At 41.6% G+C, this 25670-nt stretch carries 17 protein-coding genes and 1 riboswitch; of the genes, 6 read left to right on the top strand and 11 right to left on the bottom strand.

Features of this window, described 5'->3' with window-relative positions; translation table 11 throughout:
* Nucleotides 1-5: 5 nt before the first annotated feature.
* The 5 genes from ACOQON_RS13715 to ACOQON_RS13695 form a co-directional block, all read right to left on the bottom strand.
* Complete coding sequence (locus ACOQON_RS13715; protein WP_420575985.1) at nt 6-1757, bottom strand: 4Fe-4S binding protein; 1752 nt, start codon at nt 1755-1757, stop codon at nt 6-8.
* Nucleotides 1758-1805: 48 nt separating this feature from the next.
* The gene (locus tag ACOQON_RS13710; RefSeq protein WP_420575984.1) at nt 1806-3137 is read right to left on the bottom strand and encodes an NAD(P)/FAD-dependent oxidoreductase; all 1332 of its coding nucleotides are present in this window, start codon (nt 3135-3137) and stop codon (nt 1806-1808) included.
* Nucleotides 3138-3407: 270 nt separating this feature from the next.
* Nucleotides 3408-4145 (bottom strand): ABC transporter ATP-binding protein, encoded by a 738-nt coding sequence (locus ACOQON_RS13705; protein WP_420575983.1) that lies wholly within the window; start codon nt 4143-4145, stop codon nt 3408-3410.
* Nucleotides 4145-5200 (bottom strand): iron chelate uptake ABC transporter family permease subunit, encoded by a 1056-nt coding sequence (locus ACOQON_RS13700; RefSeq protein ID WP_420575982.1) that lies wholly within the window; start codon nt 5198-5200, stop codon nt 4145-4147. Before ACOQON_RS13700 ends, ACOQON_RS13705 begins: the two co-directional genes overlap by 1 nt.
* Entirely contained in the window at nt 5197-6264 is a 1068-nt protein-coding gene (locus tag ACOQON_RS13695) for an ABC transporter substrate-binding protein (RefSeq protein ID WP_420575981.1), read from the bottom strand. Before ACOQON_RS13695 ends, ACOQON_RS13700 begins: the two co-directional genes overlap by 4 nt.
* A gap of 34 nt (nt 6265-6298) precedes the next feature.
* Nucleotides 6299-6519, top strand: a riboswitch (cobalamin riboswitch).
* Between the two features lie 75 nt (nt 6520-6594).
* On the opposite strand from ACOQON_RS13695, the gene ACOQON_RS13690 reads away from it, so the two are divergent.
* Entirely contained in the window at nt 6595-8442 is a 1848-nt protein-coding gene (locus tag ACOQON_RS13690; RefSeq protein WP_420575980.1) for a TonB-dependent receptor plug domain-containing protein, read from the top strand.
* Here the strand turns inward: ACOQON_RS13690 and meaB are convergent.
* A complete protein-coding gene (gene meaB / locus ACOQON_RS13685; protein WP_420575979.1) occupies nt 8439-9431 on the bottom strand; it encodes a methylmalonyl Co-A mutase-associated GTPase MeaB in 993 nt (330 codons plus the stop codon). The genes ACOQON_RS13690 and meaB overlap by 4 nt on opposite strands.
* 137 nt (nt 9432-9568) lie before the next feature.
* Between meaB and ACOQON_RS13680 the strand changes: the two genes are divergently transcribed.
* Both ACOQON_RS13680 and ACOQON_RS13675 read left to right on the top strand, forming a co-directional pair.
* Nucleotides 9569-10819 carry a CHASE2 domain-containing protein gene (locus ACOQON_RS13680; protein WP_420575978.1) on the top strand — a complete coding sequence of 417 codons (1251 nt, stop codon included), beginning with the start codon at nt 9569-9571 and terminating at the stop codon, nt 10817-10819.
* A gap of 33 nt (nt 10820-10852) precedes the next feature.
* On the top strand, nt 10853-11797 hold the full coding sequence (locus ACOQON_RS13675; RefSeq protein ID WP_420575977.1) for a hypothetical protein: 945 nt from the start codon (nt 10853-10855) through the stop codon (nt 11795-11797).
* A gap of 868 nt (nt 11798-12665) precedes the next feature.
* Here the strand turns inward: ACOQON_RS13675 and ACOQON_RS13670 are convergent.
* From ACOQON_RS13670 to ACOQON_RS13660, 3 genes are read right to left on the bottom strand one after another with little or no spacing between them, the layout of a single operon-like run.
* Complete coding sequence (locus tag ACOQON_RS13670) at nt 12666-16865, bottom strand: CHAT domain-containing protein (protein ID WP_420575976.1); 4200 nt, start codon at nt 16863-16865, stop codon at nt 12666-12668.
* Nucleotides 16866-16913: 48 nt separating this feature from the next.
* Nucleotides 16914-18914, bottom strand: coding sequence for a methylmalonyl-CoA mutase (scpA, locus tag ACOQON_RS13665; protein ID WP_420575975.1), 2001 nt, complete (start codon nt 18912-18914; stop codon nt 16914-16916).
* The gene (locus ACOQON_RS13660) at nt 18914-19792 is read right to left on the bottom strand and encodes a methylmalonyl-CoA mutase family protein (protein ID WP_420575974.1); all 879 of its coding nucleotides are present in this window, start codon (nt 19790-19792) and stop codon (nt 18914-18916) included. Before ACOQON_RS13660 ends, scpA begins: the two co-directional genes overlap by 1 nt.
* Nucleotides 19793-20036: 244 nt before the next feature.
* On the opposite strand from ACOQON_RS13660, the gene dnaA reads away from it, so the two are divergent.
* The gene (gene dnaA / locus ACOQON_RS13655) at nt 20037-21425 is read left to right on the top strand and encodes a chromosomal replication initiator protein DnaA (RefSeq protein ID WP_420575973.1); all 1389 of its coding nucleotides are present in this window, start codon (nt 20037-20039) and stop codon (nt 21423-21425) included.
* Here the strand turns inward: dnaA and ACOQON_RS13650 are convergent.
* The gene (locus tag ACOQON_RS13650; protein WP_420575972.1) at nt 21422-22852 is read right to left on the bottom strand and encodes a S1C family serine protease; all 1431 of its coding nucleotides are present in this window, start codon (nt 22850-22852) and stop codon (nt 21422-21424) included. The genes dnaA and ACOQON_RS13650 overlap by 4 nt on opposite strands.
* A gap of 69 nt (nt 22853-22921) precedes the next feature.
* On the opposite strand from ACOQON_RS13650, the gene ACOQON_RS13645 reads away from it, so the two are divergent.
* Together ACOQON_RS13645 and rseP are read left to right on the top strand one after the other, a co-directional pair.
* The gene (locus ACOQON_RS13645; protein ID WP_420575971.1) at nt 22922-24130 is read left to right on the top strand and encodes a 1-deoxy-D-xylulose-5-phosphate reductoisomerase; all 1209 of its coding nucleotides are present in this window, start codon (nt 22922-22924) and stop codon (nt 24128-24130) included.
* Nucleotides 24131-25441 (top strand): RIP metalloprotease RseP, encoded by a 1311-nt coding sequence (gene rseP / locus ACOQON_RS13640; RefSeq protein WP_420575970.1) that lies wholly within the window; start codon nt 24131-24133, stop codon nt 25439-25441.
* 43 nt (nt 25442-25484) lie between these two features.
* Here the strand turns inward: rseP and ACOQON_RS13635 are convergent, their stop codons facing one another.
* The gene (locus ACOQON_RS13635; RefSeq protein ID WP_420575969.1) at nt 25485-25625 is read right to left on the bottom strand and encodes a bacteriocin class II family protein; all 141 of its coding nucleotides are present in this window, start codon (nt 25623-25625) and stop codon (nt 25485-25487) included.
* Nucleotides 25626-25670 lie beyond the last annotated feature (45 nt).

The following is a 25670-nucleotide window of genomic DNA, read 5'->3' as shown; positions in this document are numbered from 1 at the left end:
AATACTCATTTTGAAACCTCAATACTATCGTTTCCCAGCAAAATAGGTTGGTTAAACCGTCCATCTTCGTCTCGATTTTCGAGGTTAAGGACGCCTCGCGGACAAACGGCGGAGCATACACCACACCCAACACAGCTGGATCGAATGATATTTTGTCCTCTTTGAGCATACCATCTGACATCTATTCCCATCTCACAATAGGTGGAGCAATTGCCACATGAGATACATTGACCTCCATTCGTCGTAATTCGGAATTTTGATTTGAATCGCTGAACCAGCCCCAGGTACGCCGCGAGCGGGCATCCAAATCGACACCATACTCTGTTTCCCATCAAAGGATAAAATCCTGTGCCAACCACTCCTGAGAAAATAGAACCGATCATGAATCCGTATACTGTACGGATATTGCCGCTAGAGAAACCAAAATCATCTCCATCTACGGGCATGTATTTTGCAAAAACTGATGTTTCACTAAGGATCACTCCAAGTGCAAAGAACCCCACAATCCCTACAACCACATTTCTGACCTTTTTTCCAGACATGGATGAATAAAACTTTCTGTGAAGAACGTACAGAGTCACCCCAACCAAAGCAACAATTCCCAATACGATCCACTTGTGAAAAGTGAAGTAAAAGTCTCCCCCGAAAAAGTTATAAAGTACCAGTCCGGTCATGATTACAGCGAATACCAATACACCATGAACCAGGTACCGCTCGATCTGCCACGCCTCAGTGGACTTATCAGAAAGCTGTCTGAACGGATCACCTGCAGTTTCAGCCAGTCCACCGCATCCGCAAACCCAGCTACAATACCATCTTTTGCCAAAGAAGTAGACAAATACGGGAACGCCTATTGCGAAGAGTGAAATGCCCCATGCAAACATGAAAACACCTAAACCGCCGGCAGAGGTGAGGGTGTTGATGTGCCAGGCATCAAAGAAGTCGTAATCCAGTGGCCACATGTTTTTGAAGTCAAAATAGGGCTGATTGAGTCTCACTAAGATTTCAGGTAGGAGGAAAGCAAAAGCCAGCTGAAAGAACATGACCGAGCAGGTACGAAAGATCTGGTATTTGCTGTGACGGTATTTGATGATCATGCGTACACCCATGACCAATACAGCGAAAGTGTACAAGAAGCCATATAAAAACCATTGACTGGAATTCGCTGAAGGGTTGATCCATTTCTGAAGTGGGTCAACAATGATAATCCAGTTGGTGATGTATACAGGGTGGAAGTAAAGAAGAATGTAGAACACAATAAGTAAGGCGCCAGTCAGAATACCCATCCACCCCCGGTTATTGAGTGCATGATGAAAAATCCGATTGTTTTTTATTCCCGGAGGACCATTCAATTTCACCTGAGGAACAATAAACATGAGCGCACCAATCGCACCCACGATGTAAATGAGAATGAAGAAGAACAGCTTATTTTCCGGTACAAGTCCTGTCGCAGAACTCCTTGCTAGTGAACCCGCATAATCATCGTAGATCACCTTGTCCCACTCCTGATTGGATCTGGCTTCCTTATTAACAGTTTCAATCGCTTGATTGATATCTTTTACAAATGGAATGCTGCTTTTGTACTCCTTTCCGAACAGGGTCTGGATTTCAGGCTTTAATACTTTCTGATGCTCCTTTTTAACAACTGCATTGAATGTTTTTTCATCTAGTCTGAAGCTAGACATTAAAAAGCTTCCCAGAAATAACCCTAGTGAGAAGAGAAATAAAATGAGTCCTGTATATCTGATTGCTTTCATATTTTGATATTTAGACCTTTTAGGTTTTAGAAACCTGAAAGGTCTTTTTTAGCTAAAAATCTTTTCTAAAAATCCTTTCTTTCTCACCCCAACTTTTTTCTCAGGGAACTGCTCATTGAATTTGGCTTGAATTTCACTCTCCCAATGCGTATAAAACTCGGGATCAAAATTGGCTTCCGGCAAATGTGAAATGATGTAATCAAGTGGTCGTTTTTCTTTTAACCATTTATCCCAAACCTCATGTCTGTTTCTAATGCCAAATAAGTTGACTCCCTGTACTTCAAGAGAGTCTTTTTTATAAATGATCTTGATGCATTTTTCATGGTTATCAGACTCCCAGTAAAAAGAACCAGAGTCTTCGGGGCATTGAGGTAAGACAATCCCATAATTCTGATATTCTATATCAAAGAACTTTGCAGAGTTGAACCAAATGCCGGGTTTGTGCTTTGTTTTATTTCCGGTAATCGTCTGAGCCACTGTTTCGCCCATCATGCGTCCGGCATACCATACTGCCTCTATTGCTCGTCGGTGGGGTAGTGGGTTTATTAATTGCGCACAATCCCCAATCGCATAAACATCAGGAATGTTGGTTTGAAGATATTCATCCACAAGAATCCCTCTGTCAGTTTCTACTTTGGAATTTTTTACCAGATCAATGTTAGGGTGAACTCCAACGGTCAGTCCTACAAACTGACATTCCACAATGTCACCCGCCTTCGTTTTTACTGCCTTCACCCGACCGCTTCCATCATCAATAATTTCTGCTAATTCTGTTTCTTGTCTGAGATCAATCCCATGCTTAAATAAATGTCGATCAATTAAAGTGGCCTCTTCTTGAGGCAGCATGTTGTCCCAAAAATGTTTTTCGCGAATTAGATAGGTAACAGGGATGTGCCTGGAATGAAGCATTTCAGCCATTTCCACACCGATCAAACCACCTCCAACAATGACCGCCCGATCAATATTTTCGGTATTTTTTTCCATTAGCTCTAAATCCTGATAGGAGTAGAGTCCCTGCACACCTTCCAGATCCTGACCAGGCCAGCCAAATTTGTTGGACTGACTTCCAGTGGCAAGGATCAGCTTATCATATTCCTGAGACTCACCACTTTCAAAATGCACCTTCTTACCATCAAAATCGATCGATTTCACCCACGCTCTTTTTAGGTCGATTCGATTTTTCTCCCAAAACCAATCTTCATAAGGTTTGGTGTTTTCATAACTCATATGGCCCATGTAAATGTACATGAGTGCTGTTCTGGAAAAGAAATGGTCCGTCTCCCCGGATATAACAGTTACCTGATCATCCGATTTTTTTCGAATGTGACGTGCGGCTGTGATACCTGCTACCCCATTTCCAATGATGATAATTTTTTGCATTTAATGCACTTGTAAGGTCAATAATACGGTGTTATTCCGTCCTCGATTATTGAAGTTAACCAGATAGTCGGCCGTTTGTCAAAGGGTTGACAAAAAAATATTTAAACCTTCTCAATCTATTTTCGGTTATTTACGTACCACATATTGGTGATTAGGTGAAATGGGTGAGTTAGCGTGCAAAGGCACGTTTCTATTCGGTTAGGTTAGGTTACGATTATCTCACCCATATATAAGGGACCCGCCAGGGTCCCTTTCTTTTTTCGTAATTCTTTACAGCAAAGTAGATTTTGGGATATGTAAATAATCCTGCAATTCACCGCTCCCAATTATTTTTTCAGGCTCACCTACGAGCATTTTTTGTCCAAAATCCATGCACCAGAAAAGATCGCATACTTGAGCCGAAAGTTGAATTTCATGAGTAGATATCAATACTCCTTTTCCGGACTTTGCAATTTTTTGAAGCAGTTGAAGAACATCAATTTTATTCTTTAAGTCGAGGTGGGAGGTAGGTTCATCCAGGATGATCAGGTCGGTTTCCTGAGCCAGGGCGCGGGCAATCATTACTTTTTGCATTTGCCCATCGCTCAGCTCATACAAACGCTTTTTTGCCAGGTAATTGATTTCCATGAGTGAAATTGCTTCTTCAATCTTTTCCCGATCTGATGATTTGAGATTTCCAAGCCAGCCTGAGTAGGGGTGTCTTCCAAGCGCCACCAATTCAAGTACTGACAGATTGAGCGATTCCGGACGTCCTGTAAGCACAACACTTATTTTTTTCGCGATCTCCTTAGCCGGTAGTTCTTCAATTTGGTCACCGGTCAGAAACACTTTCCCTGATAATTTCGGCTGGAGACCACAGATGGTACGAATAAGCGTTGATTTGCCCACTCCATTCTGTCCTACCAAACCAATTAACTGACCATGATCCAGAGACAGATTTATTTCTTCCATCAGCTTTTTACCCGGAGGATATCCAATACCAAGATTTGATATGTCTAATAGTGCCATCAGAATCTATAGTTAAGATTAGATCGTCGCAAAATCAGCCAGATTACGAATGGGGCCCCAAACAACGAAGTGATCGCATTAATAGGAAGGGTTTCATCCATTCCGGGTAGCTGAGCGATGATATCAAAAAAGAGCAGCATAATTCCACCGAGGAGAATAACCAATGGCGTGAGTAGAAGGTGGTTGCCGGTATTGAATAACATTCGTGCAATATGCGGTACAGCTAATCCAATGAAAGCAATGGGGCCACAAAAAGCAGTCACTGTTCCTGCCAGCAAGCTGGTATTGATGATAATTAGCATACGTGCTTGCTTTAAATTCAAACCGAGTGATTCGGCATAGTTTTCTCCAAGCAAGAGCGCATTCAGAGGCTTGGAAAGTAGAAAGGAAAACAATAGTGATAATAAGATGACTGGTAGCATCACATAAAGCTCGTTCCATGAAAGACTACCCAGGCTACCGAATGTCCAGATCACATAAGCCTGAATATTTTCAGCCTGACTAAAGTATTGAAGTATGCTCACGATAGCACTTACAGCTGAGCCAAACATTAGCCCGATGATGAGCAAAGAAATTCCTGACCGGATACGGAAGGAAGCAATTAATACGATGGATAGAACCGTAAATGAGCCGAGCCCAGATGCGCCAACAAGCAACCAGCTTCGTCCAAGTCCGGTCATTTCTAAAAACCCACCCAGCCACACCCCCAGGAAAATGACCAGTGCCACTCCCAGACCAGCACCTGAGCTGATTCCTAAAATAAATGGTCCGGCTAATGGGTTTCTAAATAGTGTCTGCATTTGCAAACCACTGATTGCTAAGGCACTTCCGGCAAGAATGGAGGTGACAGCTTTTGGAATGCGAAAATTATGGATGATGTTGTCCCAAACCTGATTATCAGTATTGCTAAAAAAATAATTCCAGATGTAACCAAACGGAATATTCACTGAACCAATTGAGATACTCAGAACAAATCCCATAGCAAGTAGAATTAGGAGTAATAAGAATACTCCTTTCCACTTTTTTCGCGATTCATCTAATTGAGATTCAATCATGGCAGCTTCTCGAAGTAAACCGTTTCGTAATCAGGGAGCAACTCAGGATGCAAAATTTTAATCAAGTCTGATAAAACCAGATCAGGCCTGGAGTACCCGGATTCGAAAAAGTCATATCCCCCATTCGGACCTATTTTTTTGCTATAGTTATATACCTGATCATTGGAGAATGCCCTAAAGTCTGCGTATCTGCTTTCCTGGCTGATCAGTTCATTTCTGGAATTCAGGGTCGATGTGCCGATCCACACATCAGCATTATGCGCCTTTTCGTAAACTACTTCAAAGCTCAATTCCAACCAGCCGGAGGTGGTATCAGCATCCCACAAATATTCACCGCCCGCGTTTCGATAAAAGGTAGCGGCCCAGTTGTTCCCACCGGGCAAAAACCAGGTGTCTCCGTAAACCACTCCGCTAAGAATAGAGGGCCTTTCCTCTACTTCCGAGGCAAGTTTCTGCATCTGTAAGTATTCCTCTTCGATGGCTTCAAAAATGGAGTCAGCCTCAGCTTCTTTATTGAGCAGTGCTCCAAAAAACCGGATCCATTCTGCACGCCCAAGAGGGGACTGCTCTAAAAAATCTGAATTATAATAAACCGGAATTCCGGCCTCTTGGATTTTGTCCAACACCCTTGATTCACCCCCCATATCAAAAGCAACCACTGCGTCCGGGTTTACGCCCAGGAGCAATTCCATATTGATTTTCCCGTCAGGGCCAAGATCTGTGATTAAGCCTTTTTCTCCACGATCAATAAATGTCTCAGAACTTATGTATTTAAGGTTTGGAAACCCAACGACTTTATCGGCAGCACCCAGCATTTCAATGTAGGGGAGATGGGAAGTGGAAGTAACAACCAACCGCTCGATAGGGGATTCCAGCGAATATGAGATTGAATTCTCCGCTTTAGGCCAGGGTTCATCTACGACCAGCAGCTTTTTCCCTTCTTTTAGCTCAAAATGAAAGCCTTTGGCATATTTAGTCTGCCGCGTGTTCTCATATCCGGATTCTTCTCTAATGGGACCGCAAGCCACAAAAAGCAGGATAAAAATGAGGCTAATTTCTTTCATACACTCAAAAGTAGCTGATCAAAACGAAGTTGGTTAATATTGCGATGATATTGGTTCCGGTGCTGATGACAACAGCATTGGATTAAAATGGGAATCCCGTGACTAACATGGTTAGAAATCGGGAGCTGTCCCCGCAACTGTAAGTCCATATCTAGGGTTTTGGCCTGATCTAAGTCCACTGTTCCGCTCCGGCGGAATGGGAAGGAAGCCAAAACCGGACAAGCCAGGAGACCTGCCATATCATTTTTTAAACATTCTAGCTTCGGGTGAAAGCAGAGGAAGGGGGTTACTCCATTCTTTCTTACGAGGCTCATAGTGACTAAAATTTCTATGAGAAAAACACAATTAATCATTGCATTATTATGCACGGGCTGGACTGTCAAGGCACAGGACACCCTCAAGACCGTCCAATTGGACGAAGTGGTAGTGACAGGTACCAAATCAGAAATTTCTGTTGAAAAATCCGGGAAATCCATTTTTAAAATCACACGAAAGGATATTGAGCAAAGCACCTCAAGATCTGTTGCTGACCTGCTCAATGAGGTTCCGGGTGTTCAGATGGATGGCAACTTTGGTCCGCTTGGAACTAATGTTGATTATTTCGTTCGTGGAGCAAGAAGCAAAAGCACATTGATTTTGATCGACGGGGTTCCTTTCAATGACGCTTCCGGGATTGATCAAACCTACGATCTCAGGTTGCTGGATCTGGATCAGGTGGAGTCCATTGAGATACTAAAAGGAGGTTTAAGTACGCTTTATGGTACGGGAGCTGCCGCGGGAGTTATCAATATCAGTCTCAAACAGGCTTCAAAAGATCAGCTTTCAGGAAATGTGGGAGCAAGCTATGGTAGCTTCAATACCTTTCAGTCCAATGCTGGCGTATCGGGAACGCAGGGCAATTCTTCGTTTGTCTTCAATGGAGGGTATAAAAAATCGAATGGATTTTCTGCTGCGAAAGATGAGGATGAAAGTGGAAGTTTTGATGATGATGGGTTCGAAGGTTTCAATCTGCTGGGTAAGTATGATATTGATTTTACTGAGCGATTTTCACTTGGGGTCACGGTTTCCTATGATTTCTTCGAGACCGATTTCGACGCAAGTGCATTCGCTGATTCGGAGACAAATTTTTCCGAATACCGCCAGCTGAGAGGAGGAATCAGGCCGTCATACAGATGGGAAGGTGGAAACATTCAAGGCAAAATCTTCATCAATAAACTCGACCGTTTCTTCCTGACAGATTTTGGACTTTCAGACTATGATGCAAAAAGCCATCAGGCGGATGTGGTCATCAATCAAAATTTATCTGATCAAATCAAGTTGATTGGAGGAGCAAACTATCAGCGTTTTCAATATGCTGAGCAGCCTGATTTTGAAACTTTTGATTTCAATATGTTCGATCCGTATGCAACTGTCATCTATGATATTTCAAATCTTTCAGTTCAGCTTGGAGGGCGATTGAACATCCATAGTGATTACGGTGAAAATTTTGTTTGGAATGTAAATCCGTCATACCTGCTTCAAACGGAGGCGGTCAATGTCAAAGTGTTTGGTTCGTATGCAACCGCTTTCATTGCACCATCATTAACACAACTCTATGGACCTTTTGGAGCAAATCCTGATCTATCTCCTGAAGAATCTCAATCTGCCGAAGGAGGTTTTTCTCTTCTGGGTGAAAAGCTCAGGTCGGATATTGTCTACTTCTATCGTAAAGATGAAAATTTGATCATCTACAATTCAGAATTTCAATATGCCAATGCAGATGGTGTAATTGAAACGGATGGAGTAGAGGTAAGTGGTGAATACGAATTCAATGATCAGATAAGCTGGTCAGCCAACTATACCTACACACGAAGGTTGAATAATGAGACTGCCTACCGTATCCCGACCCATAAGTTAGGAACTTCCATTACTATTCGTCCTATGGAAAACTTATCCACTCGGTTGAGTTACCTATATACTGGAGATCGTGCGCTTCAGTATTTTGATAGTAACACTTTCGAGACCGTACAAGTGAATGGAGAAGCATTTGGTTTGCTGGATTTCAAGACTTCATATGCTTTCAACAGGTTCAGACTTTCAGCTGCGGTAAATAATATCCTCGATGAAGATTATGTGGCTATAGCAGGGTATAATGCGGCTGGTCGGAACTATAATGTAAGTCTGAATTATAGCTTTTAAATACTAAAAAGCTCATCCACAGCTTTACGAACAGATAATTTCTGGGAGGAGATCAGCTCCTCCCTTTTTTTGATTTCTGCTTTGATATTCTGCTGAGCATAAAAATCCTCTTCCAATCTGGCATGAAGGCGTTCATGAAACCATTTGATCAATTGGCGTTTTCGGTTCTCATCAAACCATCCGTTGGATTTCGTTTGCGTCTCATATTTCTCAATTTCACTCCAGGATTCTTCAATTCCTGTTTTTTCGATTGCTGAGCATAAGCCCACAGGTACCGTCCAGTCAGCTTCATTGGGGGGAAACAGATGAACAGCGTTTGCATATTCTTTTTTGGCTTTTTTTGCTGCCTCCAGATTGTTTCCATCTGATTTATTGATAAGGATGTGGTCGGCCATTTCCATGATGCCCCGTTTGATACCTTGAAGCTCATCGCCACCACCAGCTAGCATGAGAAGTAAGAAATAATCAACCATGTCTTTGACAACCGTCTCGCTTTGGCCCACGCCCACGGTCTCAACTATGATGATCTCAAACCCGGCCGCTTCACAGATTAAAATAGTCTCTCGTGTACTCGATGCAACTCCACCCAGACTAGATCCGGATGCAGAAGGTCGAATGAAGGCATTAGGATCTCGTGACAATTCATCCATCCGGGTTTTATCACCAAGAATACTGCCTCTGGTTCGGTTGCTACTTGGGTCAATGGAAAGGACGGCCACCTTCTTTCCTTTGCTCGTCAGCATTTTACCGAATGCTTCAATGAAGGTGCTTTTTCCCACGCCGGGAACACCCGTAATGCCAATTCTGAGGCTTTTATTGCCGGTTCCTGTAATCTTATCAATTAGCTCAGCACTGAGCTTACGGTCATCTGCTCGCTTGCTCTCTACCAACGTAATAGCCTTGCTCAGAAAAACCCTGTTTCCTTGTGATAGTCCATCTATTAAGTCTTGTAGATGAATATCAGGTGTTCGCCGAAAAGTTGAATCCATAAGACGATTAAGTCAGTTTTTATTGCGTAATTTGAAGAAAAAATTGAACTCTTCTAATAGAACAATTGTGATCGTTAGTGTAAAATGCTTTAATTGCATATATAATCTTAACTGACTAACTCACCAACGAATAGACAATGTTTAGAAGATTCTGGCGGGATGTAATCCTGGGAACGTTTTTTATAATCGCGCTGATGGCCACTTTTACATTGGTATCAGCATTTAAGGTCTTTGACATATTTGATCCAATTGGAGATGCTTTTGGGGACATGGAGTTTACAGACATCTATTTTTCCCAATTGCTGGATGATCCCATTGCAGACGAACGAGTTGTTCTTGTGAATATGGGGTTAGAGTCTCGGGCTGGAATTGCCATGATGATCGACTCAATTAGCCAACATAATCCGGCTGTGATCGGGGTGGATTCTTTCTTCGATTTACCGAAAGAAGATACACTGGGGGACATGATGTTGATGGAGGCGCTTGGACGTGTAGAAAATCTAGTGATGGTTACTCAACTACTTCCAGATCCTGAAACTTTGGAAATTGATGATTCTATAAGGACTTCACATCCAATGTTTACATGGAATTCGGATTCGGCTTTTGCAAATCTTATTACTGATGCGGATGTTCAGGAAGATTTGAAGATGTGTCGTGAATTCTTTCCTCAATTAGAGGATGTTTCCGGAAAGAATCATATTGCACTTGGAGTGAAACTGGCATCATATTATGATGCTGAGAAAGCTCAAAAATTTCTTGACCGGGGAAATGAAGTGGAGGTGATTAATTACAGAGGGAATGTAATTGATTATGGCGCAACCAAATTTGGGAATAAATACTATGCACTGGATGTAGGAGATGTTTTTGGTGGGAATTACGTGCCAGATATTATTACAGATAAGGTTGTGATTTTCTGCTTTTTAGGAGAATATCTAGGGGATAGAGAAAATTTTGAAGATAAATTCTTCACTCCGCTTAATGAAGAATACATCGGTCGTGCTTTCCCTGACATGTATGGAGGAGTGATCCACGCGAATATTGTTTCCATGATTTTGAATGAAGACTATATCTTTTATTTAAAAGAATGGCAGAAAATAACAGTCGCTTTTGTTATTCTTTTCTTAAATATCATGGCTTTTTCATGGATATATAAGAAGCTGCCAAAATGGTACGATGGTATCACGAAGCTCATCCAGTTAGTCGAATTTGTGGGGATTGTTTATATCATGATTTACTTCATGGATATATTTAGTTTCAAATTGGATCTTACATTGTTATTATTTGCTGTTGCCCTATCGGGCGATGGTCTAGAGGTCTTCTACGGAGTAGTGAAAAACTCACTTTCCAAAGAAGGAAGAAAAGAATTGTTTAGAGTATCACGAATATAAATTTTAAAAACGCCAAATATTATTGGAACTATTATGAGAAAGTTTGTTTCTATCGCTATCACAATCATGCTTGTATTCTGCGTTGGATTTGCCAACGGACAAGGATACACATTTAGAGTATTGGCTAATAAAGGCCAGAACCAAGTTAAAAAAGAAGGTGCTACCTCGGCAGTTTCACTTAAAACCGGTGCTACACTTAGCGAAGGTGATGAGTTGATTGCTTCACAAGGTGCTTACATCGGTTTGATGCACAAATCCGGTAAAACGCTAGAGGTAAGAACACCGGGAACTAAAAAAGTATCTGACTTAGCTAAAATGGTAAACACCAAGTCTGCAAGTGTTTCTAGCAGATATGCCAAATTCTTAGCTGAAAAGATGAATGAGAAAGACGAGCCAAACTACAGAGCTCGATTAAATGCTACAGGAGCGGTTTCCAGAGCGCTTGCTGGAGATGAGCAGATTCAGGTATTGATTCCTGCCGAAGATGCAAGTGTACTTGGAGATAAAGCAATCCTAAACTGGGATACTCCTGAAGGAATGGAAGAAAATACATTCATCGTAACAGTGAAAAATATTTTCGATGAGGAGATCATGAAGGAAGAAGTTTCCGGAAATGCCATAACCCTTGATTTCACAGCGGATCAAATGAAGAATGAGGAAGGCCTTTGGATCATCAATGTGAAGGCTAAAGAAAACACCGATGTGACTTCCGGAGATATCGCAATTAAGCGACCTGATAATCCTGGTCAGTACGAAGAGAGCCTTGGAACTCTTAAGTCTGAGGTAGATGAGGACAGCCCGCTTAATAAAGTGATCTATGCTTCTTACTACGAGGAAAACGGATTGATTGTAGATGCTTTGACAGCTATTGAAGAGGCAATCCAGATGAATCCTGAAGTGGAAGACTTCAAAATCCTGAAAAAGGACATCATTGAGAGAAACGGAATTAAAGTTTATAAAGAAGAAGAAGGGGAGTAACCTTCAGGCTTCTTATAGAACAAATTTTCAGAAACCCTGGTCCGGATGGATCAGGGTTTTTTGTTTTTGTTTCGAGTCTCAAACAAATTAATAGTGATGTTTTGTAGCACTCGTTGCAAAGGAGGGCCAGTTAGACAAATAGACATACTATAAATGATAAATAGTAGAGTTGAATTAAGCATAGGTAATAGAAATCTTGGACTAATAACATTTGTAACAACAGGCGCTGTAACACTTACATATGTTATGCTTAGTCCTTCTTTAATTTCCTATATAGTCTCATTTTTTGTGATTTTACTTAATGCTTTTCAGTTACGAATGACCAATTACATTTATTTGATTGAGGGATGCTTGGAGATCGAAAATGCGTTCAAGAAAAACAAAAAAAGAATATCTCTGCAGTTGTGAAGGTATCGCCAATTATCAGAAACTTATTTAGAATTCATTTCTCTGATAATAGTTCATTTATCTTCTGGGGTAAGTCCATGCATGATATTAGAGAGAAGCTTTCCATTCCCTCAAAGTCACCCTTGGACTGAGATTCGGGTTAGCGGACTCTGGTGAAATAGAAATGAATCTCTTTGTCGCGAAAGTTATTTCCGAGACAATACTGCGTTAACACAAATAAAGCGATCCTCCCTCTGTTGCGGAAGTTACTTCTGTGACAATAAGTTAGGACAATTGAAGTTTGTAGATGTTGAAATAAATTCAGCATGACTTAGCATTTTTTGCTAGTTGCTCTTAATTAGAAAGTCACTCTGAACCCTGGCCTACAGAATTGATTTACCTCAATTACATTCAGTAACATTCTAGGTAAACAAAAAGGACACCCTCAGGTGCCCTTTCAAAATCTTAAATTTCCATAACCTTAATCCAATCCGATCATCACGAATGGTCCCCAGTAGATCGGGTCTCGGTATTCATTTCGAATCTCTTTCTTCGCATCGATAAAGGATTGACGTTTGTTTCCTGTCTCAATCCACTTTCTGTAGAATTTCACCATGAGTTGCTGTGTGGCCTCATCACTTACTTTGAAGAGCGACATGATAATCGTACGTGCACCGGCCACCAGGAATGCCCGTTGAAGACCGTAAACACCTTCCCCGGCTTGCACTTCACCCAGTCCTGTCTCACATGCGGAAAGCACCACAAGGTCTGTTTGATCCAAGGAAAGGTTCATCGCTTCATAGGCAGTTAGGATACCATTATCCACATTGTAATTGAACTGGGTTTGGTTCAGAATATCACCTGCTCCGGCAAGCAGCAAGCCTGTTTTAAGAAGCGGGTTATCATAAGCTGCGTTCTCATTATACTCCTGGTCGGAAGCATCCGCTTTTGCGGCTTCTTTAAAGAATCCGTGAGTGGCGACATGGAACACACGAGGGTTGGATACCTCTTTAATGGATGCTTCACTGGCTTTAATCTCGGTGAATTTATCTGTAGTCCAGCCTTTTCTATCCAATAGGTCATCCAGTTCCTCAATCTCAGCTTTTGTGCCCGGTAGAGGAGAGACCACCTCCGCTGTGGCACGGGTCAGTCCCGAAGTAGCGAGCGGCTGACCAGGTTGAGTCTGAAGATAGAACTGCGGATTTCCAAACATCATCGCATATTGCTTTTCAGCAACCACTTTGGTTTGGATCTTATTCAGGAATAAGTCTTTGGTGTTACTGATCAATAGAATGTTGGAGTTGTCCAGCACATACCTGCCATCAGGTGTAGGGATTGCTTCCAGGTTGATCTGGTTGTAGACACCATCCGGAGACAGGTACAATGTGGCTACCGCACCGATTTGTTCGGCAATAGGTGCCCAGAACTGCTCATAGGAATACTTATCTTCAACTTTGTATTTGATACTGTTACGGTAGAATTTGAGGTATCTGCTCTCAAGTTCTTCACCATTATCCAGTAATATCATTCTAGGCTCTGACCTCTTGTCTCCCTGAACATAAAGCAGTGCGTACATGACCGAATCAGTAAACACATGGTCAAACACTCGGAAACGCACCATTTCGATTGCAACTTCATTTTCACCGAGTGCACTTTTTACATTTTCCCATGTTACCGTTCTACTATCTGCACTTTGGGCGAAGATTTCGGACTTCAAACTGATGTTTTTCTCCAGTAATTCAACTTTCTGCGAGAGTGCTGCAACGTCTATCCCATTGTCTATCAGATCCTGCTGACTCATAGAGAGTGCCGCAGTGAGAAGCTCTTTATCATCGATCCAACTGGAATACATCTGTTTAAGCTCTTCATCATTGCTATTCATGATTCGCTGACGAACTTTAATGGACGAGTTAAGCAAAAGTGCCTTAGTTAATAGGGCGTTGTTGTACAGCTCCCCGATATATTTGGAGCTTCTGTTTCTGCTGACAATCAGGGTATTATAATATTCATAATCACCTTTGATTGTATTCCAGAACTTCGCTTTTTCACGTTCACTCAAAGCAGGAAAGTACTCCTGGATGAAGTTTTTGTAGTTGGCGAGCACCTCCTCCATTTCATCCTGAGCTCCTTTATAATCAGCCTGCATAAAGTACGTTTTGCTCAGCTTCGATTTTACCTTTACATATTCCGGGTGTGTATCGTTAAATACCCTTTTGTATTGTTTTTGGGCATCTTCATAATAATCCTTTGCCTTCGAGTAGTTCTTTTGTTTATAGAAAATGTCTCCTTTTAGCACAAGCGCTGTAGCCGCGTTGATGTTGTTTCGCTTACCGATTTTGTTTTTCCAGATGCTTTCAGCCTGATTTAAATAAGTGAAGGCAAGCGAATAGTTTCCTTCTGCTATATTGGCAATCGCCATATTCTTAAGAATCTCAGCATACGTAGGGTTATTAGAGCCTAACTTCTTACCAATAATCTTTTCTGCTTCCTGGAATAGTGATTGAATCTGGGTCAGTGGCTTATCCTGATAGAAGTACACCAATGCCAGCTTGGATGTGGAATTACCTACGTCTACATGCTCCGGTCCGAATTTGTCTTTTTGAATTCTGATTGAGTTCTTCAATAGTGTTTCTGCTTTGTCATAATCACCTATTGTGGTGTAGACATCTGCTAGTCTCAACATTGATGGCACTATTTTCGAAGAGTTCTCCCCGAAAATAGAGGTGGCAATCGTATTGGCTTTTCTGGCTTGTTGCTCAGCAGCAGTATAATCACCTTTGATCAGGTTCAACTTTGCATTTGCAACTAAGGTTTGATTGAGGTGACGACTATTGCTTCCAAACTGTGCGGTCTTTTCTTTCAATGACGCTGTTAATAAATCAGTGGCATCAGAATACCGTCCGATATTCGTGTAGAGCGCACCCAAATCGTCCTGATAGCTCAGTCCGGTCACATCGGTTGTGAGTGCTCCTTCTTCTCTCAGGTCCTCTGAATCATAGATGTGATCTTCCGCTGCATCGTACTCGCCTTTAATGGATAGAAGCTTGGCTTTTGTAATAAAAGCAGAGGACAGGTAGCTTTTTGCCTCGGCAGTTTTGGTATCTTCCATGATCTTAATTGCTTCTTCCAGGTTTTGAGTAGCTTTCTCATACTCCCCAATGTTTATCTGAAGCCCGGCAATTTTCTCTAACTCTTTCCCATATTCAATGTCAAGGTTGTCGTATTTAACACGTGCAGCGAGTAGAGCGTCATCCAAAATATCTGATGCCTTAGCGTAGTTGTCTGTTTCCTCATAAAACTTAGCGAGGTGGTTCATGATGTCTAAATAGTCCACATGACCCTTGGTAATTTCAGGCTCTACGATCGCATGAAAGCTATTATCATAAATCTCTTTCGCCTCGGTAAACTTGTCAGTGAAATCCACATAATAATTAGCAATTTTTGTTTGGGTGAGGTGATACTCGGGAGCATCTGTACCAAGCAAAAACTCTTTAATCCGTAATATTTCCGTGTCGTATGCTTCGGTATTTTTGTGTTGTCCTGCATACAGCGACACTTTCTTTGCTAACTCCAACAATTCGATACGCTCGGAATGAAATTCGGGAATGGTAGGACTCGCCAGCATTTCGTTGATTGCATTTTCCATCTTTTTGATGTCCTGGTCCGCCAGATCAAATGTAAGATTCATCTTGTCTTCTGCCAGGTTGAAAATACTTGTTTTGTCAAACTCCCTCAGTGATTTCTTAAAATCCGCAGAAACGATCTTAAGCTTCGCACCTTTATCACTTTGGTAAAGGGCTCGCATTAAATTCGCCTGCATGGTCATTACAGCGTTGTGCGAGTACTGGTATTTTCGAATAGCCTGAACATAAGCATCTTCATAGAGCTTTGCTTGTGCATCCACAGCCAAGCCATTTTCTTCTAACAGTTTGGCATTTAAGAAAGCATTTCTAGCCCAAAGAAGGTGGGTTTTTTTGAGATTTTCGTCCACCCAGCGGAGGTTGGTGATGAAAGCTGAGTCTGCCGACTGATAGTCACCCATCATTCGAAATGAATTCGCTTTTACAATCATCATTTTAGCGAACTCTTCTTTCCGCTCTTCTATTTGATCCTTATCGCCTTCGGTGGACATAGCTCTTGATAAGTAGTAGTCAGTCTGGCTGTCTACTAGTTTGATTGCCTTACTATAGAACCCTTTTCCGGAGAGCACTTGCGCACGCTGCACATCCAGTACAGCTTTGATGTCTTCAATCAGTGATCCTGATGCCTCGAAGGCTTGAGTCGCCTTGTCGATAAATTCACTCGCAAGTTGGTAATTACCATAGGAGATTAGTACTCCGGAGGCTTCCATGAGAATGAATCCATGTTCAGCGCTTTCTACACCATTTACTTCTTCGCTCATCGCAATACCCTCTTCCAATGGCTTCATCACACTTACCAGCTCCCCAAGACCCACATTAATCTTGGCTTCTTTTATAAGTCCAATGGCATTAAATGGGTTATTATAGCTCAGACTTTTAGTCGCTTTCTTCTTGAGCTTCTCTATTTGTTTTCTGGCCGAGGAGTAGTCTCCATCTTCGTACTCTTCATCAGCTTTTTCAATGTATTTCTGATATTGTGCATTTGTAATGGTGAAGCATAGCATCAGCACTACCACCATGGCGGATTGGAAGTATTTCATTCTTAATTGGATTTTCTTACGATTAAAGTTATTGAAAAGCAGGAACTATCAGGTCATCAGCTTGTTAAGAATTTTAATTGCTGCTTTTGAAATAATGGTTCCCGGTCCAAAAATGTCAGTAACGCCTTTATCAAGCAGTTCTTGATGGTCACTTTCCGGTATTATTCCTCCGGCAACTACCAAAATATCTTCTCTGCCTTGTTTTTTAAGTTCTTCGATCAGCTCAGGAATAAGTGTGGTATGGCCTCCTGCCAATGAAGAAGCCCCAACCAGGTGCACATCATTTTCTATTGCCTGCTTTGCAACCTCTTCCGGAGTTTGAAACAAAGGACCGATATCTACATCAAAACCCAGGTCGGCGAATGAGGTGGCAATTACTTTTGCACCTCTATCATGTCCATCCTGTCCCATCTTAGCGATCATGATTCGGGGACGTCTTCCATCAAACTCTTCAAACTTATCCGATAGTTCTAATGCCTTTTTGAAGTCTTCGTTATTTTTAATTGCTGATGAATACACACCTGAGATTGTTCGATTTGTGGCCTGAAATCTACCAAAAACATTTTCCATGGCGAGAGAAATTTCTCCCAAGGTAGCTCGCTCCCTTGCTGCTTCAATAGCTAGTTCGAGTAGGTTTCCATCATTTCTGGCTCCTTCTTCAAGTTTTGAAAGGCATTCCTGCACCTTCTTTTCATCCCGATCAGATTTGATTCGATTGATTCGGTCGATTTGCTTCTTGCGAACTTCATTGTTATCCACTACCAACAATTCAATCTCCGTTTTTTCATCGGTGATGAATTTATTAACTCCTATGATAGATTCTTCACCAGAATCAATTCGGGCTTGCTTCTGCGCGGCAGCCTCTTCGATTTTCATTTTAGGATATCCCGCCTCGATTGCTTTAGACATCCCACCCATCTCTTCTACCTCCTGAATAATTTCCCAGCTTTTTTCAATCAGGTCGTTGGTAAGCTTCTCCACATGTTTCGACCCGCCCATCGGATCTACCACATTTGTAATGTTGGTTTCCTCTTGTAAGTAAATCTGCGTATTACGAGCAATTTTAGCTGAAAAGTCAGTCGGCAAAGCAATGGCTTCATCCAATGCATTGGTATGTAATGATTGGGTATGTCCTAAAGCTGCAGCAAGTGCTTCAATGGTGGTTCTGGCCACATTGTTATAAGGATCTTGTGCTGTTAGGCTATAGCCGGAGGTTTGACTATGTGTTCTCAATGCCATGGATTTTTCATTCTTTGGGTCAAAGTCTTTTATGATCCTGGCCCACAGCACCCTTGCAGCTCTCATTTTGGCAATCTCTGTAAAGAAATTCATACCGATACCCCAGAAGAAAGACAGCCGTGGTGCGAATGAATCAATATCTATTCCGGCAGCAATTCCTGTTCTCACATATTCCAATCCATCTGCGAGAGTAAAAGCCATTTCCAGTTCTGCAGTTGCTCCAGCTTCATGCATGTGATACCCGCTGATACTGATGGAATTGAATTTTGGCATGCGTCGGGAGGTAAATTCGAAGATGTCTGCAATGATCCTCATCGATTGAGTAGGAGGATAGATGTACGTATTGCGTACCATAAACTCCTTGAGGATGTCATTCTGGATGGTGCCAGTAAGCATTTCCGGGGAAACGCCCTGTTCCTCAGCAGCCACAATGTAAAAAGCCATGACAGGGATGACTGCTCCATTCATGGTCATGGAAACAGACATTTTATCCAGAGGTATCTGATCGAAGAGGATTTTCATATCCTCAACCGAGTCAATAGCCACTCCGGCCTTTCCTACATCACCTTTTACTCGTGGATTGTCACTGTCATATCCGCGGTGAGTAGCCAGGTCAAACGCCACTGATAAACCCTTCTGGCCTGCAGCAAGGTTTCTTCTATAAAATGCATTTGATTCTTCTGCGGTACTGAATCCAGCATATTGACGGATAGTCCAGGGTCTGGAGGTATACATTGTCGCATATGGACCTCTCAAAAATGGAGGGGTTCCTGCTGAAAAACCATCCTGAATAAACTTCTCTTTTCCCATTATTTCAGCTTTTCTTTTACACCATTTATGATTTTGTCTGTGAGTACCTCTATATAAAAGGAACCGCCACATTGATCTGAATATTCTTCAATTCCACTTTCTTCCCGAATAAGATTACCGGTATTCCTGCTAATCCTTGGATCACCAATTGCCGTGGTAAAGTCAACCGAATGACTACCCCCTAAAATGCTGGCCAGACCCGCTGTGGTGTTTAGGAACCATTGGTGTTCATCTGATTGATGTCGGGGGATGTGAGTGTGGATATGCGTGTTTTTATTGCCTTGATCATTCACCAGAAACCTTAAAGCTCTGACGGTTGCAATTTCCAGAAAGAAATCCGGGAAGGCATTTCTAAAAATGTATTCTGCTCTTTCGGAATCAAGTATTTCCAGAAGCTGTTTGACAGGATCATCGGCTTCTTTTATAAGCTGACAGTTGCCTTCAGGCATGATCATCATTCCGGAAAGGCCTTTAGCGTTGATTTTTCTTTCTGAGCGGATTGAGACATCACAGATGGTTTCATCAACTTCTTTCAGGGCACCCTCTATTAGGTCCGCATCTTCAATCGAAAGAATCACACCATCACACCCTCCCATCAGCGCGTTCAGAATTTGCTCGTTGGTCTTCTTTATATCCTCCGCGACTTTTACTTCCTCATACAATTTCCATCGATGTGGTTTTAGCCCGGAGAAAAAATCCGTCAGGTAATGAAGTCCTGATAAATCAGTCTGATCATAATAGGCTTCCAGGTTGATGCCGGCATTGTTTTCCCATATCAATTGCTCATCCGGATCACCTCCTTTCAACTGCTTTTCAGCCAGCTTTTTCCATTGTCCTTTATTGATTTTAGGAAATATATCAAGGTTTAAATCTTTCAAAATATTCTCTCTTTGCGATGATTGTTTTACGAAATTAGACCAGAAAAGGGATGTTTAGAAAAATTGTATTTTTCAAAGAATTTTCAATTGAAAATGCCATTATATGAACATATGAAACCATTTGAAAAAGTCAAGGGCAAAATCCATTTTTTTATGAAAAAAAAATCAAACATATTTGATGCCCTTTCAGAAAAAAAGGGTCACCTAAGCCAAAGTAATAAACCACTAATAACGCTAATCGAAAATGCACGATTTAATATGGAAAAACTGCCTTGAGTACATAAAAGAGCGTATTCCCAACCAAAGCTTCAGTACATGGTTTGAGCCCATAAACCCCTTAAAGACAGAGGGTAACGTTCTTACGATTCAAGTCCCGAGTCAGTTTTTCTACGAGTGGTTGGAAGAACACTACGTGCATATCCTGAAAGAGGCAATTGCCAAAGAGATGGGAGAGGAGGCAAGATTGGAATATTCTGTTGTCGTGGAAAACGAGGATTCCAAGAAATCCAGTGCCACTCCCCTGAAAATCAACAACCTAGCAGATCGTAATGGAAGTAATGGTAAGGGGTTGAATACTGCATTTATCGATGATCTCAAGAGTGAAAATAATTTAAACCCTACTTATACATTTGAGAACTTCATAGAAGGTGATTGTAACCGACTTGGCCGTTCTGCAGGATATGCAGTTGCTAAGAAACCGGGAATCACTTCATTTAATCCATTGATGATTTATGGTGGAGTGGGTTTAGGGAAGACACATCTGGTTCAGGCGATTGGCAACCACATTAAAAAAGACGATCCGTCTAAGAAAATTATTTATGTAGCTTCTGAAAAGTTTACAAATCAATTTATTGATTCGTTAAAGAACAATAACGTACAAAGCTTCATCTCTTACTACCGGGGTGTTGACATTCTTATTTTAGATGACGTACAGTTTCTAAGAGACAAAGAGAAAACACAAGAGATTTTCTTTCACATATTCAATCATCTGCACCAATCCGGTAAGCAGATTGTAATGACCAGTGACTGTGCACCGAAGGACTTGAAAGGCTTACAAGAGCGTTTAGTTTCCAGATTTAAATGGGGACTTACTGCGGATCTTCAGCAGCCGGCTTTTGAGACGAGAATGGCTATCATTCAGCGAAAGATTCAGGAAGATGGGATTCATATTCCTGAGGAGGTGATTGAGTATATCGCTTATACGGTAGATACCAATATTCGTGAACTGGAGGGAGTGGTCGTTTCATTGATCGCACATGCTTCGCTGATGCGAGTAGAGGTGGATCTTGAGTTGGCCAAGAAAGTGCTCAAAAACATCGTAAAAGAAATTGATTCTGAAGTAGGTATTGACTACATACAAAAAACTGTATCGGAATATTTCCATGTTGGTCAGGATGACCTAAAAGCCAAGACACGAAAAAAAGAAATTGTCATTGCTCGTCAGGTAGCTATGTACTTTTCTAAAGATTATACCAATCACTCCCTGAAATCAATAGGGTATCATTTTGGAGGACGAGACCATAGCACAGTTATCCATGCCCTTCAATCAGTCAATGATATGATGGATACGGATTCCAAATTCCGGTATTCAGTGGATGAGTTAAAGAAGAAACTTAAAATGCGTACTGCCTAACGTCTAAACGGGTAGTACACCTTTCTTCCTCTTTCATCTATACCTATTACATCGAATCTTCCACGGATGTTTGACAATACGTTGGCCAATTCTTCCGGCTTATCGATGGATCGGTTATTTATTTGAGTGATGATGAACCCTTTTGGAATACCCAATCCGGCAAAGAATCCATTGGATTTATAGTCAACGACTTTCACTCCGCTACTGATACCGAGCAGGTCTTTTTCCACTTTGGGTACGCTTTCAAAGTTCGCATCCAGGTCCTCTGAGTAATAGATATCTCTTTTTATGATGCTGGTGGTACCTTCTCTGTTTGTCAGCACCATTTCCCTGCTAATCATCTCACTATCCCTTTGTGCCACCACATTTAGCTTGTCACCCGGATAACTTTTTGCAATGAGCTCCTCAAGTGTTGCTTTATTTGAAATCTGCTTACCATTTATTTTTCTGATCACATCTCGTTTTTTCAATCCTGCCTTATCTGCCGCACTTTCATCTTTTACCTCCGCAACAATCACCCCATCCAAATCTTCTATTCCGATGCGTGAAGCCAGCTCACTATCGATATCGATAAACTCAGCTCCCGTAAAAGCTTTTTGGACCTCACCATACTTTACTAAATCATTGAACACCTTCTTGACAATATTCACAGGTATAGCGAATCCATATCCGGCATAAGAACCCGTTCTGGAGAGAATGGCGGTATTGATACCGATTAATTTGCCCTGAGCATTTACCAGTGCACCCCCGCTATTTCCAGGATTGATGGCGGCATCTGTTTGGATGAAGCTTTCAATTGGAAATTTGTCTCTCAAAATATTGATGTTTCGTCCTTTTGCACTGACTATTCCGGCTGTCACTGTGGATGTTAGGTTAAATGGGTTCCCTACTGCTAGCACCCATTCACCCACTTTTACTTGTTCAGAATCACCCTTATCAATCACTGGGAGGTCGTTTGAATTAATTTTAACAACTGCCAGGTCGGTGCTTGGATCCCTCCCAACCAGCTCTGCTTCGTAACTCCTCTTTCCTGCGATTACGGTGATTTCATCTGCATCCATAATCACATGATTGTTCGTAACAATGTATCCATCCTGTGAAAAAACCACCCCGGATCCGCTACCTACCCGCTGAGATGATCTGGGCTCAAAAAACCAGTCCATCCATCCTCCGGTTCGATACTCGATCTCACTAAGTGTTTGTATGAACACAACACTTCCGGTGCTTTTTTCGGAAGCTTCAATGAAGTTCTCATTAGGTATCATGGAGGAATAGGAAACTTGCCTCATCTGAGGAGATGGTTCCTCCTTTTCGGTCTGTTGTACTTCTGAGGTTGGCGCATTTTCTTTTTCATCAAGATGGTTGACGATCAGAGCACCACTTATTCCAGCAATCAATCCAACTAAAACTGTTCTTATCGTGTTCATAGCTTTCAAATTCTGATACATGAAGTAAACCGATTCACATCAAAATTTATTCCAAGCGGGTGTTAAAAAATGCAAACTCTTACCTTTGCCGACTGTTCTTTTGAAAAGGCAGGGACGAATTATATGAAGAAACGAAATATTGCCATTCTTGGCTCGACAGGTTCAATCGGAACTCAGGCTCTGGAAGTCATTGAACGACATCCTGAAAATTTTGAAATAGAGGTACTCACTGCTCAGAACAGCGCCGATCTGCTGATTGAGCAAGCATTGAAATACAGACCTAACACGGTGGTTATTGTCAATGAAGACCATTATCAAAAGGTTTTTGATGCGTTGGACCCGCAGGATATTAAAGTTTTTGCTGGGGAGAACGCACTAGCCTCTGTGGTTGAGATGGATTCTATTGATATGGTATTGACGGCCCTGGTGGGTTACTCCGGTCTATTACCAACAATCAGAGCCATCAATGCAGGTAAGACTATTGCACTTGCAAATAAGGAGACCCTGGTGGTTGCAGGAGAGATGATCACGAAGCTCGCTCAGGAGAAGGGGGTTAATATTCTGCCCGTAGATTCGGAACACTCTGCGATTTTTCAATGTATCGTCGGTGAATTTCATAATCCAATCGAAAAACTTACTCTCACTGCATCAGGAGGCCCTTTCAGAGGAAAGAACCGAGAGCTATTGGCATCAGTTACGAAGGAGCAGGCTCTGAAGCACCCAAACTGGGATATGGGCGCAAAGATCACCATTGATTCTGCTACCATGATGAATAAAGGGCTTGAGGTGATTGAAGCGAAGTGGTTATTTGGGGTATCACTTGATCAGATTGAAGTTGTGGTTCACCCTCAGTCAATTATTCACTCCATTGTCCAATTTGAAGATGGCTCCATGAAGGCACAAATGGGTCTGCCGGACATGCGAGTGCCGATTCAGTTTGCAATGACCTATCCGGGCAGATTAAAAGCTGACTACCCAAGATTCGACTTTATGAACTATCCGGAACTCACTTTTGAAAAACCGGATGTCGAAACTTTTCGTAACCTAGGGTTAGCATTTGAAGTTGCAAAGGAGGGAGGTAATCAACCATGTATTTTGAACGCAGCTAATGAAATTGCTGTTCAGGGATTCCTGGAAGATAAGGTTGGGTTCCTCGAGATTTCAGATGTGATTGAAAATTGCCTAAAAAAGGTAAGCTATATTCGCAATCCTGAATTAGAAGATTTTATACAAACAGACAAAGAAACAAGAGCCAAAGCGCTCGAATTGATTAAATAGATGGAGACTTTAATAATGGTAGGGCAGCTTTTACTAGGGCTGTCAATTTTGGTAGGAGTGCATGAGTGGGGACACATGGTGGCTGCAAAGTCATTTGGTATGCGAGTGGAGAAATTTTCAATTGGATTCCCACCAAAGATTTGGGGTAAGCAAATAGGGGAAACAGAATATTCGATTGGAGCTATTCCACTTGGAGGGTTTGTCAAAATCACAGGAATGATCGATGAATCTTTGGATACCAAAACCCTTAATGCCGAACCGGAACCTTACGAATTCAGGGCCAAACCTGCCTGGCAGAGATTGATTGTAATGCTAGGGGGTATTATAGTAAATATAATTGTTGGGGTTATCATTTTCATTGGACTATCAATGGTAAATGGTGAAACGTATCTCCCAAAAGAAGAACTCAACAAGCATGGTATTGTAGCCTACGATTTAGGTCAACAATTAGGTTTCCAAACTGGAGATAAGATTCTTTCTATCAATGGGAGAGATTACGAGAGATTTTCAGACCTATTAAGTGGTGATGTTTTGCTTGGGTCTGACAACTACTTCCTTGTTGATAGAAATGGAGAGCAAATCAAAATCGATTTGCCAAATGATTTTATCGATAGGATATCTGACGGAGGAAAACGAATACCAGTTTTTGAGCCTAGAAGACCATTTTCAATTGGGGAGGTTGTCAAAGGCTCAAATGCTGATATTGCTGGCTTAACTAGTGGTGACAGAATACTGAGTGTGAATAATCAACCATCAAGTTATTTTGATCAGTTTTCTACGATTCTTGATTCCTTACGTGGAGACTCTGTTTCACTTCTAATTGAAAGAGGTAACGCTAAATTGAATTTGAAAGCTAGAGTCACTGAAGAGGGCACTTTAGGTTTTCAAGCCTATCCGGGCTTAAACTTCGTTGAGAGAGACCTTACATTTGGGGAGTCAGTTGTTGTTGGAACTACTCAAGCCTTTTCAGCAATAATCTTAAATGCTAAGGGATTTGGAAAAATGTTTTCGGGAGATATTGATCCACGCAAATCTGTTATGGGGCCATTAGGCATCATGAAACAATTTGGTGGGACTTGGGACTGGAATCGGTTCTGGTACTTGGTGGGTCTATTATCAATGATATTGGCTTTCATGAATTTGTTGCCAATCCCCGCATTAGATGGTGGACATGTTATGTTTCTATCGTGGGAGATAATTACTGGTAGGAAGCCTTCTGATAAGTTTCTGGAAAATGCTCAAAAGTTTGGAATGGTTATACTTCTATCCCTAATGGCTTTTGTCATTATTAATGACATTATTAATTTCTGAGAAATGGAGTGGGGTTAAATTCTACCCCACTCCATTTATTGGATTATGCCATTTCAGCGTATCTAAAATCTCGGTTTACACCTTCACTTGCCTCCAAAATTAGGGCACACCAGTCCCATGGATACCAACTCCCACCTTCTACTTTTGTGAGTTCTTCAGTTTTTAATTCTTGTAAATTTTTCATAATGATTTTTAGAAAATATTATTTTCTCATTCTCTAAGTGGGGAT

Origin of the sequence: Ekhidna sp. (genome assembly GCF_965221965.1) — a bacterium.
Classification (GTDB): Bacteria; Bacteroidota; Bacteroidia; order Cytophagales; family Cyclobacteriaceae; genus Ekhidna.
Note: the sequence above shows the minus strand (reverse complement) of the source record. Positions and strands in the feature narration are given on the sequence as shown.

Excerpts from the sequence above, each read along its gene's own strand:
- ACOQON_RS13715 (WP_420575985.1), bottom strand. The coding sequence starts at position 1,757 with ATGAAAGCAATCAGATATACAGGACTCATTTTATTTCTCTTCTCACTA.
- ACOQON_RS13710 (WP_420575984.1), bottom strand. The coding sequence starts at position 3,137 with ATGCAAAAAATTATCATCATTGGAAATGGGGTAGCAGGTATCACAGCC.
- ACOQON_RS13705 (WP_420575983.1), bottom strand. The coding sequence starts at position 4,145 with ATGGCACTATTAGACATATCAAATCTTGGTATTGGATATCCTCCGGGT.
- ACOQON_RS13700 (WP_420575982.1), bottom strand. The coding sequence starts at position 5,200 with ATGATTGAATCTCAATTAGATGAATCGCGAAAAAAGTGGAAAGGAGTA.
- ACOQON_RS13695 (WP_420575981.1), bottom strand. The coding sequence starts at position 6,264 with ATGAAAGAAATTAGCCTCATTTTTATCCTGCTTTTTGTGGCTTGCGGT.
- ACOQON_RS13690 (WP_420575980.1), top strand. The coding sequence starts at position 6,595 with ATGAGAAAAACACAATTAATCATTGCATTATTATGCACGGGCTGGACT.
- meaB (WP_420575979.1), bottom strand. The coding sequence starts at position 9,431 with ATGGATTCAACTTTTCGGCGAACACCTGATATTCATCTACAAGACTTA.
- ACOQON_RS13680 (WP_420575978.1), top strand. The coding sequence starts at position 9,569 with ATGTTTAGAAGATTCTGGCGGGATGTAATCCTGGGAACGTTTTTTATA.
- ACOQON_RS13675 (WP_420575977.1), top strand. The coding sequence starts at position 10,853 with ATGAGAAAGTTTGTTTCTATCGCTATCACAATCATGCTTGTATTCTGC.
- ACOQON_RS13670 (WP_420575976.1), bottom strand. The coding sequence starts at position 16,865 with ATGAAATACTTCCAATCCGCCATGGTGGTAGTGCTGATGCTATGCTTC.
- scpA (WP_420575975.1), bottom strand. The coding sequence starts at position 18,914 with ATGGGAAAAGAGAAGTTTATTCAGGATGGTTTTTCAGCAGGAACCCCT.
- dnaA (WP_420575973.1), top strand. The coding sequence starts at position 20,037 with ATGCACGATTTAATATGGAAAAACTGCCTTGAGTACATAAAAGAGCGT.
- ACOQON_RS13650 (WP_420575972.1), bottom strand. The coding sequence starts at position 22,852 with ATGAACACGATAAGAACAGTTTTAGTTGGATTGATTGCTGGAATAAGT.
- ACOQON_RS13645 (WP_420575971.1), top strand. The coding sequence starts at position 22,922 with ATGCAAACTCTTACCTTTGCCGACTGTTCTTTTGAAAAGGCAGGGACG.
- rseP (WP_420575970.1), top strand. The coding sequence starts at position 24,131 with ATGGAGACTTTAATAATGGTAGGGCAGCTTTTACTAGGGCTGTCAATT.
- ACOQON_RS13635 (WP_420575969.1), bottom strand. The coding sequence starts at position 25,625 with ATGAAAAATTTACAAGAATTAAAAACTGAAGAACTCACAAAAGTAGAA.